The following is a 10,784-nucleotide window of genomic DNA, read 5'->3' on the forward strand; positions in this document are numbered from 1 at the left end:
CCGCGCGGCACCGGTGAGGGCGCCCGCCCGGCCGCCTCGACGCGGCCCCGGGCCGACGGGTGCTCGTGTAGGGTCGGGCCTCGTGACCGACTCCGCCGAGCTGCCCGTGCCCCTGCACGCCCTCGATCCGGGCCTGGCCCCGCCCGCCTACGCGCAGCCGGGCGACGCGGGCGCGGACCTGCGCACCGCCGTCGACGTGACCCTGGCCCCGGGCGAGCGCGCCCTGGTGCCGACCGGCGTGGCGTTGGCCATCCCGGAAGGCCACGCGGGGTTCGTGCACCCCCGCTCGGGTCTCGCGGTCCGTCGCGGCCTGACCATCGTCAACGCCCCGGGCACCATCGACGCCGGCTACCGCGGCGAGATCAAGGTGCCCCTGATCAACCTGGACCCGACCGAGCCGATCGTGCTGCGCCGCGGCGACCGGATCGCCCAGCTCGTGCTGCAGCCGGTCGTGCGCGCCCGCTTCGAGCCCGTGGACGTGCTGCCCGACTCCGAGCGCGGGGCCGGCGGCTTCGGCTCGACCGGCGGCTTCACCGCCGACACCACCCCTGGGAGGACGTCGTGATCTTCGGACGCAACCGCACCGTGCGCCACGAGCAGGTCAGCCTGCCGGACGAGCTGCTGGAGGAGCGCGACCTCGAGATCGCCGCCGCGCCGGCAACCGCCGACGTCGGTCCGCACGACGTCGCCACCCGCCCGGATCCCGCCGGCATGATCGACCTGGGGTCGCTGCGCCTGAGGGCCGTCCAGGGCATGAAGCTGCGCCTCGACGTCGAGGACGCGACGAAGCGGATCGTCGCCGCCACCATCAGCCTCGGACGCTCGGCCCTGCAGGTCCAGGCGTTCAGCGCCCCCCGTCGCACGGGTCTGTGGGACGACCTGCGCGCCGAGCTGCACGACTCCCTGTCGACCACGGCCCACGCGACCGTGCAGGAGCAGACCGGCCGTTTCGGCGTCGAGATCCTCACGCGCGTGCCGGCGGCGCTGCCGGACGGCTCGCCGGGGTGGAACGTCGCCCGGTTCGTGGGCGTGGACGGACCGCGCTGGTTCGTCCGCGGCGTGTTCCACGGCGAGGCCGCCTTCCAGCCGGAGGCCGCCGAGCCGCTGGAACAGGTGTTCTCCGACCTGGTCGTGGTGCGGGGCGACGAGCCGCTCCCGCCGCGCGAGCTGCTGCCCCTGCGTCCGCCGCCCAACGCGCGCCCGCTGCAGCGTCGCCGCCCGGCCCCGGACGAGGGCCGGGACGTGCTCGCGGACACCGCCGCCGGCCCGGGGGACGGCGCGGCACCGGAGACCACCGCGCTGCCCGAGCGCGGTCCGGAGATCACGGAGATCCGGTGAGCCCCGCCGTCGCGGCCCGCCCGACCGGCGCCGCAGGCCGCATCGAGCGCCGCGGCGTCATCGCCTCCGTCACGCTGCCCGGCGCGGACGAGGCGACCGTCTTCCGCGCGGCCCTGGCCGACCGCCTGCCCGCACCCGGGAGCATGGCGCCCGCCGAGACGCTGCAGCTGGTCTGGCACGGGCGGCGCCGCGTGCCCGGCGTCATGCCGGGGGAGTGGCTGACGGTCCGCGGCCGCGTCACCCAGATGGACGGCGTGCCCACCCTGCACAACCCCGAGTTCGACCTGGTCGACGCGCCCGAGGCCACGCTCTGAGCACGGCCCCGAGAGGAGAGCCCATGACCGAGCCGCGTGGCCCCGTCACCGCCGCCCCGGACGGGGCCGGCCCCCTGCCGTCTCGAGCCCGCCTGGACGAGCGCGGCCGCCTCGACGCGCTGGGCAGCGTCGGTGGCTGGCGCGGCATCGTCGAGGCCTCCCTGCCCACCCTCGTCTACATGGTCGGCTACGTCGCCACCCAGCAGGTGTGGCCCTCCGGCGTGGCGGCCGTCGCGGTCGCTCTCGTGCTGGGCGTCGCGCGCCTCGTCCAGCGCCAGTCGCCGGTCCAGGTGCTGGCCGGCCTCGCCGTCGTCGTCCTGTCCGTCGTGGTCTCCCTGACCACCGGCCAGGCCCGCGACTACTACCTGTGGGGCTTCGTCACCAACGCCGCCTACGGCCTCGCGTTCGCGGTGTCCGTCCTCGTGGGCTGGCCCGCGGCGGGCCTGGTGCTCGGCCTCGTGCGCGCCGAGGGCACCCGCTGGCGGGCCCACCGGCGTCGGCGCCGCGCCTACGCCGCGGCCACCTGGATCCTCGTGGCCGTGTTCGCACTGCGCCTGGCGGTGCAGGTGCCCCTCTACCTCGGGGACGCCGTCACCGCGCTCGGGGTGGCCCGCCTGGTGATGGGCCTGCCGCTCTATGCCCTGGGGCTCTGGCTCGCCTGGTCCGTCAGCTCGCCCGGTCAGGACGACGGCGTGCCGGCGGACTCCGCCGCCTCCGAGCGTCCCTGAGCGCGGCCCTCGCCGACGAGGAGGCGACGCAGGGCCGGCTCGGCGGAGCCGGCGGCCAGGAAGAAGAGCTCGTCGCCCACCTCCAGGACCTCGTCCGCCGACGCCTGCCGGGGGGCGCCGTCGCGCACGACCGCCACGAGCGGAGCCTCCTGCGGCCAGGACACGGTGCCGATGCGCCGGCCCTCGAGCCAGTGCTTTGCCGGGACCCGGAACTCGGACAGCGCCGCGCCGCCGGCCTCCAGCCTGAGCAGGCGCACGAGGTCCCCGGTCTCCACGGCCTCCTCCACGAGCGCCGTCATGATCGAGGGGGTGGACACGGCCACGTCCACGCCCCACGACTCGTCGAAGAGCCAGTCGTTGAGCGGGTTGTTGACGCGAGCCACGGTGCGGCCGACGCCGAACTCCGAGCGGCTCAGCAGGGAGCACACGAGGTTGACCCGGTCGTCGCCGGTCGCCGCGACGAGCACGTCCGCCTCCAGGGCGCCGCACTGCTCGAGCACGGTCAGGTCGCACGCATCCCCGAGGACGAGGCGTGCGCCGCCGACGTCGGCCTTGCGGGCCGCGTCCGTGCGCGCCTCGACGACGACCACCTCGTGGCCGTGCGCGTGCAGCTCCCGCGCGATGGAGGCGCCCACGGCGCCGGCTCCGGCGATGACGGCCCTCATGCCCGTCCCTCCTCGTCCTCGTCCGTGCCGTCCGGCACGCGTGCCTCGCCCTGCAGGGCGGCCTCCACCTGGTCCCGGCGGTCCACCGGGTAGACGGCGTGCAGCACGTCGCCCTCCTGCAGGCGGTCGCCCGGCCGGGGCAGCTGGCCGTCGCCGAGCCGGGTGAGGTAGGCGATGCGCATCCCCACCGTGGACTCGACGTCGGTCAGCCGACGGCCCCACCACGAAGAGTGGGGGACCAGCTCGGTCACGAGCAGCCGGCCGGAGGCGTCGCGGTGCTCCGCGTCGGCGGTGCCGGCCGGCAGCAGCCGGTGCAGCACCTGGTCGGCCGTCCACTGGATCGAGGCGACCGTGGGGATGCCGAGGCGCTGGTACAGCCGGGCCCGGTCGGCGTCGTAGATGCGCGCCACCACGTGGTCCACGTGGAAGGTCTCGCGGGCCACGCGGGCGGCGATGATGTTCGTGTTGTCGTCCGCGGTCACGGCCGCCAGGCCCTGCGCGCGGTCGATGCCGGCGGCGAGCAGCGCGGAGCGGTCGAAGCCCACGCCGGCCACGAGCTCGCCGGAGAAGCCGGGGGCCAGCCCCTCCACGGTCCGCGGGTCGCGGTCCACGAGGGCGACGCCGTGACCGGCCGCGTCCAGCGCGGCCGCCAACCGGGTGCCCACCCGTCCGCCGCCGACGATCACGTAGTGGGCCATGCCCGTCCCTGCCTCTCGTGCGGTGCTCCGTGCGCCGGGGAGCCGACGCGCGCTCCATCCTCGCATCCGGCGGGCACGTCCGGGAGCATCCGCGTCGCCGCGGCGCCCGGGCCCGGCGGGGGTACCGTGGTGCGGTGGCCACGCTGTCCTCCCTCCTGCGCCGCGGCCTCCTCGGTCGCCCCGTGACGTCGCACGCCGCCGACGAGCCCCGCATGAACCGGTGGCGGGCGCTGCCCGTGACGTCGTCGAACGCCCTGTCCTCCCTCGCCTACGCCCCGGACGAGGTCATCCTCACCCTGGTCGCGGCCGGCACGTCCGCGCTCGCGCTCGGACCCGCCGTCGGCTGGGCCGTCGTCGCGGTGATGCTGCTCATCGTCGTGTCCTTCCGCGCCGCGGTCGCCGCCGTTCCGCACGGCGGCATCTATCACATGGCCGGCACGAAGCTGGGCCCGAGGGCCGGCGTCGTCGCCTCGGCCGCACTCCTGCTGGACTTCGTGTTCACCGCCGCGGTCTCCGTGGCCGCCTTCGCCCACTTCGTGGCGGCGCTGGCCCCCGGACTCACCGTCGGCAGCCGCGTGCTGGTGGCCTCGGCCGCGCTCGTGGGCGTACTGCTGGCCGCGCTCCGCGGGGTGCGGCTGTCCCGGTGGGTGCTGCCCGTGCTCGTGAGCGTGTTCGTCGCCCTGACCGCGCTGCTCGTCCTGGCGGGCCTGTGGCAGGAGGGCCGTGGGCTGCTCGGCGCGGCGCCGACGGCCGGCTGGACGCAGGAGGGCGCCGGGGTCGGCGGGACCGTCGGCACCGTGGCGACGGCGCTGCTCGCCCTGCGCGCGTTCAGCGCGGGATCGGTGCTGCTCACCGGCGTCGAGGTGCCGGTCTCGAGCACCCGCCTGATGGCCCGGCCGGCCGTGCCCACGGTGCGGTGGGTGCTCACCGTGATGGCCCTCACCCTCGGCGCGCTGACCGTGGGCGTCATGCACCTGGCTCAGCGCACCGGCGTCGTCGTCGGGCTGGAGCTGGAGAACCTCCGGGACGCCGCGGGTGCCGAGGTCACGCCCGACCGCGCCCCCGCCCCCGTGCTCGCCCAGCTCGCGGACACCGTGTACGGCCCGGGCAGCATCCTGTCCGTCGCCACCATCGCGGCCACCGCCCTGCTCCTGCTGTTCGCGGCCAAGTCGGCGTTCCGCTCGTTCCCCGCCCTGGCCGCGCGCGTGGCCGAGGACGGCTACCTGCCCCGGCAGCTGAGGGTCCGCAGCGACCGGCTGGTGCACACGTGGAGCGTCCTCGGGATGGGGGCCGTGGCCCTCTCGCTCGTGCTGTTCTTCGAGGCCCGGACCGCCCTGCTCGTGCAGCTTTACGTCATCGGCGTGCTGCTGGCCTTCACGCTCGCGCAGGCCGGCATGCTGCGGCTGTGGCGCCGCCGGCTCGTGCACACACCGGGCGCCCGGGCCCGCGCGGCCGTCCGGCTGCGCCTGATCATCACGGCGGTGGCCTGGGTGGTCACGGCGCTGGCGGGCGTCGTCGTCCTGGTCACCCGCTTCACGCAGGGCGCGTGGGTGGCGCTGCTGGCGATCGTGCTCGGCTCGCTGGTGATGGGGCGGATCCGCCGCCACTACGCGGACGTGGACCGCGAGCTCGCACCGGACCCCCAGGACGACGCGCGGGCCCTGCCCTCGCGGGTCCACGTGGTGGTCGTCGTGACCACGCTGGACCGGCCGGCGCTGCGGGCGCTGGCCTACGCCCGCGCGTCGCGGCCGTCCTCCCTCGAGGCCGTCGTCGTGGACGCCGAGCGCGCCGCCACCCTGGAGGTGATCGACGCCTGGGAGCGTGCCGGCCTGCCGATGTCGCTCACCGTGATCGCCTCGCCCTACCGCGACACGGTGGCCCCCCTGGTGCGGCATGTGCGCGAGCACCGACGCCGCTCCCCGCGGGACCTGACCATGGTGTTCATCCCGGAGTACGTGGTCCGGCCGGGCTGGCGCACGCTCCTGCACAACCGGACCGCCACCCGCCAGACGCGGCGACTGCAGCGGGAGCCGGGCGTGATGGTGGGCTCGGTGCCGTGGCAGGTCCACGAGGGCCAGGGCTCTTGACCGCCCCGGCGCCCCCGGGGAGCGGCGGATGACGCCGTCCGACGGCGCGCCCACGATCGAGGCGACACAGCCGCATCGGTCTGCAAGGATGATGATGATCTGACCAGTCGATGCTCAGGGCAAGACCTGAAGCGCGCTGCGATGCGAGAGGAGCCAGACATGGCAGTCGTCGACACGTCCACAGACGTCACCGGGATCGGGAGGACCATCGAGGTGGAGGTCGGGGCCATGGCCCACGGCGGCCACTGCGTGGCCCGGCACGAGGGGCGGGTCGTCTTCGTGCGCCACGCCGTGCCCGGCGAGAAGGTCCGGGTGGCCCTGACCGAGGCCGAGGACGGGGCCCGCTTCTGGCGCGGCGACGTCGTGGAGGTGCTGCGGCCCTCCGAGTTCCGCCGCATCCACCAGTGGAAGCTCGCGGACATGCTGCGCGCCCACGCCTCGGGTCGCCCGCCCGTGGGCGGCGCCGAGTTCGGCCACATCGTGGTCCCGCACCAGCGCCGGCTCAAGGCCCAGGTCTTCCGGGACACGGTGCACCGCATCGCCGACCTCGCGGTGGAGCCGGAGGTGTGCTTCGCCGGCTCCGAGGACGAGCCCACCGGCCAGCGCTGGCGGACCCGGAACGCGTTCGCGGTGACCCCCCAGGGGCACATCGCGATGCACGCCTACCGTTCGGCGACCCTCCTACCCGTGCGCAACATGCCGCTCGGCGTGCCGGCCCTCGATGCGCTCGCCCTGTGGGACTGGGACTTCACCGGAGCCGCCCGCGTGGACGTTGCGACGCCGGCCTCCGGCTCCCGCCCCCTCGTGCTGGTGACGCCCACCCCGCAGACGCGGGCGGACGAGGTCAAGCTCGGCCGGCTGCGCACCCGGATCCGCCAGGCGGCCAATGCGTGCGGCGTGGACGTCTCCACCGGCCTGGCCCTGCCCGGCCCGAAGCAGTTCCAGCCGGTCAAGGTCGAGCGCATCACCGGCAAGACCTGGGTCGAGGAGACCGTGGAGTCCGAGCGCGGCGGCACCAAGCGCTTCCGCGTCACGGGTGACGGCTTCTGGCAGGTCCACCAGCACGCCCCGGCCACCCTCGTGGACGCGGTGCTCGAGGACGCGCGCGTCGAGCCGGGCCAGGTCGTGGCCGACCTCTACGGCGGCGCCGGCCTGTTCAGCGCGTACCTGGCGGACGCCGTGGGACCCGAGGGCCGCGTGTACTCGGTGGAGGCCTCCCGCCAGGCCTCGAAGGACGCCCGCCGCAACCTGCACGACCAGCCGCAGGCCTCGGTGCTCAACGGCCCCACGGACAAGGTGCTCGGCAGCTGGCTGAAGTACCCCGAGCGTCCCGTGGCGGACGGCGGCCTCGGCGGTGCCGCGCTGGACACCGTCGTCCTGGACCCGCCGCGGGCGGGCGCGGGGCGGCGGGCGATCGAGCGCATCCTCGCGCTCGAGCCGGGCCGCATCGTGTACGTCTCGTGCGACCCCGCCTCGTTCGCCCGCGACCTGGCGTGGCTGCGCGACGGCGGCTACGAGGTGGAGCGCGCCCGCGTGTTCGACCTCTACCCGGACACGCACCACCTCGAGTCGGTGACCGTGCTGGTGCCGGCCGCCCAGAGCGCCCCGGCCGCGGCCGTCGTCGAGATCTGACCCGGCATCCGCGCGGCGGCCTGCGGGCCGCCGCGCGCCATGCCCGCGTCACACGGGACCGGCGCGGTACCCTGGGACGCAGTGCGGCACCTGTGACGCAGACGACGCCCGTCCCGGACGGGGCGCGGTCCGCGGCCGCGGGTGACCACCCCCCACTGGACGAGCGCCCGGAGGAAACCGGGCGGGAAGAGGAGTCCTCTCGTGACCACCGTCGACAGCTTCGGCTCCAAGGGCGTCCTGGACGTCAAGGGCGCCGAGTATGAGATTTTCCGTCTGAACAAGGTCGAGGGGGCGCAGAAGCTGCCCTACTCCTTGAAGGTGCTGCTGGAGAACCTGCTGCGCACCGAGGACGGCGCCAACGTGACCGCCGACCAGATCAAGGCCCTGGCCGCCTGGGACCCGAACGCCCAGCCGGACACCGAGATCCAGTTCACGCCGGCGCGCGTGATCATGCAGGACTTCACCGGCGTGCCCTGCGTCGTGGACCTGGCCACCATGCGTGAGGCCATCCAGGACCTGGGCGGCGACCCGGAGCGCGTGAACCCGCTCTCCCCGGCCGAGCTCGTGATCGACCACTCCGTGCAGATCGACTCCTTCGGCAACGACGCCGCCATCGAGCGGAACATGGAGATCGAGTACGAGCGCAACGGCGAGCGCTACAAGTTCCTGCGCTGGGGCCAGACCGCCTTCGACGACTTCAAGGTCGTCCCCCCGGGCATGGGCATCGTCCACCAGGTCAACATCGAGAACCTGGCCCGCACCGTGATGACCCGCGAGGTCGACGGCGTGCTGCGCGCCTACCCGGACTCCTGCGTCGGCACCGACTCGCACACCACCATGGTCAACGGCCTGGGCGTGCTCGGCTGGGGCGTCGGCGGCATCGAGGCCGAGGCCGCGATGCTCGGCCAGCCCGTGTCCATGCTGATCCCGCGGGTCGTGGGCTTCAAGCTGACCGGCAGCATCCCGTCCGGCGCCACCGCGACCGACGTGGTGCTGACCATCACCGAGATGCTCCGCCAGCACGGCGTGGTCGGCAAGTTCGTCGAGTTCTACGGCGAGGGCGTCGGCTCCGTGCCCCTGGCCAACCGCGCCACCATCGGCAACATGTCGCCCGAGTTCGGCTCCACCGCCGCGATCTTCCCGATCGACGAGGTCACCCTCGACTACCTGCGCCTGACCGGCCGCTCCGAGGAGCAGGTCGCCCTCGTGGAGGCGTACACCAAGGAGCAGGGGATGTGGCACGACCCGTCCTCCGAGGTCGCCTACTCCGAGTACCTCGAGCTGGACCTGTCCACCGTGGTGCCCTCCATCTCCGGCCCGAAGCGTCCCCAGGACCGCATCGAGCTCACCGACTCCAAGGACCAGTTCCGCAAGGACCTGCACAACTACGCCACGCAGGACGAGGCCGGCGAGGGCCGCCCGTCCAAGCTCGTGGACGTGGCCATGCCGGACGGCCGCCAGTTCCAGCTGGACCACGGTGCCGTGTCCATCGCCTCGATCACCTCGTGCACCAACACGTCCAACCCCTCCGTGATGATGGCGGCCGGCGTGCTGGCCCGCAACGCGGTCGCCAAGGGCCTGAAGTCCAAGCCGTGGGTGAAGACCTCCGTGGCCCCGGGCTCCCGCGTGGTGACCGACTACTACGAGAAGTCCGGGCTGCGCGAGTCCCTCAACGACCTCGGCTTCAACGTGGTCGGCTACGGCTGCACCACCTGCATCGGCAACTCCGGCCCGCTGGAGTCCGAGATCTCCGAGGCCATCCAGGAGAACGACCTGTCCGTGACCGCGGTGCTCTCCGGCAACCGCAACTTCGAGGGCCGCATCAACCCGGACGTGAAGATGAACTACCTGGCCTCCCCGCCGCTGGTGGTCGCCTACGCCCTGGCCGGCACCATGGACTTCGACTTCGAGAACGAGGCCCTGGGCCAGGACACGGAGGGCAACGACGTCTTCCTCAAGGACATCTGGCCGGACCCGACCGAGGTCCAGCAGATCATCGACGCGTCGATCGACACCGAGATGTTCACCTCGCAGTACGCCACGATCTTCGACGGCGACGAGCGCTGGCAGTCCCTGGAGACCCCCTCGGGCTCCACCTTCGAGTGGGACGAGAAGTCCACCTACGTGCGCAAGCCCCCGTACTTCGAGGGCATGACCATGCAGCCGGACCCGGTGTCGGACATCTCCGGCGCCCGCGTCCTGCTCAAGCTGGGTGACTCCGTGACCACGGACCACATCTCCCCGGCCGGCTCCTTCAAGTCGGACACCCCGGCGGGCCGCTACCTGCTGGAGAACGGCGTGCAGCGCAAGGACTTCAACTCCTACGGATCCCGTCGTGGCAACCACGAGGTCATGATCCGCGGCACGTTCGCGAACATCCGCATCAAGAACCAGCTGCTCGACGGCGTGGAGGGCGGCTTCACGCGCGACTTCACCCAGGAGGGCGCCCCGCAGGCCTACGTGTACGACGCGGCGCAGAACTACGCCGAGCAGGGCACCCCGCTGGTGGTCCTGGGCGGCAAGGAGTACGGCTCCGGCTCCTCCCGTGACTGGGCGGCCAAGGGCACCGCGCTCCTGGGCGTCAAGGCCGTGATCACGGAGTCCTTCGAGCGCATCCACCGCTCGAACCTCATCGGCATGGGCGTGCTGCCGCTGCAGTTCCCGGAGGGTGAGAACGCCGACTCGCTGGGCCTGACCGGCACCGAGACCTTCGACATCTCCGGCATCACCGCCCTCAACGAGGGCACCACGCCGAAGACCGTGAAGGTCACGGCCACCGGTGAGGACGGCAGGGTCACCGAGTTCGACGCGGTCGTCCGCATCGACACCCCCGGTGAGGCCGAGTACTACCGCAACGGCGGCATCCTGCAGTACGTGCTCCGTCAGATCGCCGCGAAGGCCTGATCCACGGGACACCGCCCGCGCGCGGGCACCACGACGACGGCGGCCCGCCGCCCTCCGCACGGAGGGCGGCGGGCCGCCGTCGTCGTGGCCGCTGGGGCCGACCCCGGTGCACGACCGCTCTTCATCCCCCAGTTCAGAGTCCGGCTCACCCTCGGGCCAGACGGGCCTAGGGCGTGTCTGACAATGAATCCAGGGTCGGCTGGCGCCCTCGAAGACACGTCCCGGTTCCAGATGCTCCCCGCCTGCACGGGCCGGCAGGGCCGGCCGTTCGCCGATGACCGCACGAGGGTCGAAGCCATCATCCACCGGGACAGGTGCTTCGATCCCGTGGCGGGACCTGCCCGAGGTCTCCGGGCCCTGGCTGAGTAGTGTGGACCTGGCACGGCCGCATGGCCGAAGAGGGCACCTGGGACACGGT

At 73.7% G+C, this 10,784-nt stretch carries 9 protein-coding genes and 1 pseudogene; 8 read left to right on the top strand and 2 right to left on the bottom strand.

The features are described 5' to 3' along the window. Window positions 1–82: 82 nt before the first annotated feature. The 4 genes from dut to ACZ1IK_RS05170 are packed head-to-tail and all read left to right on the top strand — an operon-like array spanning window position 83 to window position 2,380. On the top strand, window positions 83–565 hold the full coding sequence (gene dut / locus ACZ1IK_RS05155) for a dUTP diphosphatase (protein ID WP_010078549.1): 483 nt from the start codon (window positions 83–85) through the stop codon (window positions 563–565). Continuing rightward, entirely contained in the window at window positions 562–1,338 is a 777-nt protein-coding gene (locus ACZ1IK_RS05160; RefSeq protein WP_134377119.1) for a DUF3710 domain-containing protein, read from the top strand. The genes dut and ACZ1IK_RS05160 overlap by 4 nt, the downstream gene beginning before the upstream one ends. Then, window positions 1,335–1,652 (top strand): single stranded DNA-binding domain-containing protein, encoded by a 318-nt coding sequence (locus ACZ1IK_RS05165; RefSeq protein WP_041104625.1) that lies wholly within the window; start codon window positions 1,335–1,337, stop codon window positions 1,650–1,652. Before ACZ1IK_RS05160 ends, ACZ1IK_RS05165 begins: the two co-directional genes overlap by 4 nt. A 23-nt stretch (window positions 1,653–1,675) precedes the next feature. Beyond that, window positions 1,676–2,380 (top strand): DUF3159 domain-containing protein, encoded by a 705-nt coding sequence (locus tag ACZ1IK_RS05170; RefSeq protein ID WP_020625079.1) that lies wholly within the window; start codon window positions 1,676–1,678, stop codon window positions 2,378–2,380. On the opposite strand, the gene ACZ1IK_RS05175 is transcribed toward ACZ1IK_RS05170, so the two are convergent. Together ACZ1IK_RS05175 and ACZ1IK_RS05180 are read right to left on the bottom strand one after the other, a co-directional pair. Further along, a complete protein-coding gene (locus ACZ1IK_RS05175; protein ID WP_020625080.1) occupies window positions 2,332–3,045 on the bottom strand; it encodes a potassium channel family protein in 714 nt (237 codons plus the stop codon). The two genes, ACZ1IK_RS05170 and ACZ1IK_RS05175, sit on opposite strands and share 49 nt — an antisense overlap. Next, complete coding sequence (locus ACZ1IK_RS05180) at window positions 3,042–3,743, bottom strand: potassium channel family protein (RefSeq protein ID WP_020625081.1); 702 nt, start codon at window positions 3,741–3,743, stop codon at window positions 3,042–3,044. Before ACZ1IK_RS05180 ends, ACZ1IK_RS05175 begins: the two co-directional genes overlap by 4 nt. A 134-nt stretch (window positions 3,744–3,877) precedes the next feature. Here ACZ1IK_RS05180 and ACZ1IK_RS05185 point away from each other — a divergent pair, with 134 nt between their 5' ends. The 4 genes and pseudogenes from ACZ1IK_RS05185 to ACZ1IK_RS05200 all read left to right on the top strand — a co-directional run. Beyond that, complete coding sequence (locus ACZ1IK_RS05185) at window positions 3,878–5,830, top strand: APC family permease (RefSeq protein ID WP_049147139.1); 1,953 nt, start codon at window positions 3,878–3,880, stop codon at window positions 5,828–5,830. Window positions 5,831–5,989: 159 nt separating this feature from the next. Beyond that, entirely contained in the window at window positions 5,990–7,462 is a 1,473-nt protein-coding gene (locus ACZ1IK_RS05190) for a class I SAM-dependent RNA methyltransferase (RefSeq protein ID WP_020625083.1), read from the top strand. 201 nt (window positions 7,463–7,663) lie between these two features. Further along, the gene (gene acnA / locus ACZ1IK_RS05195; protein ID WP_020625084.1) at window positions 7,664–10,366 is read left to right on the top strand and encodes an aconitate hydratase AcnA; all 2,703 of its coding nucleotides are present in this window, start codon (window positions 7,664–7,666) and stop codon (window positions 10,364–10,366) included. Between the two features lie 183 nt (window positions 10,367–10,549). Beyond that, window positions 10,550–10,784: pseudogene (locus tag ACZ1IK_RS05200) on the top strand (transposase); the annotation flags it as partial.

Source organism: Micrococcus sp. CS26, assembly GCF_055522295.1.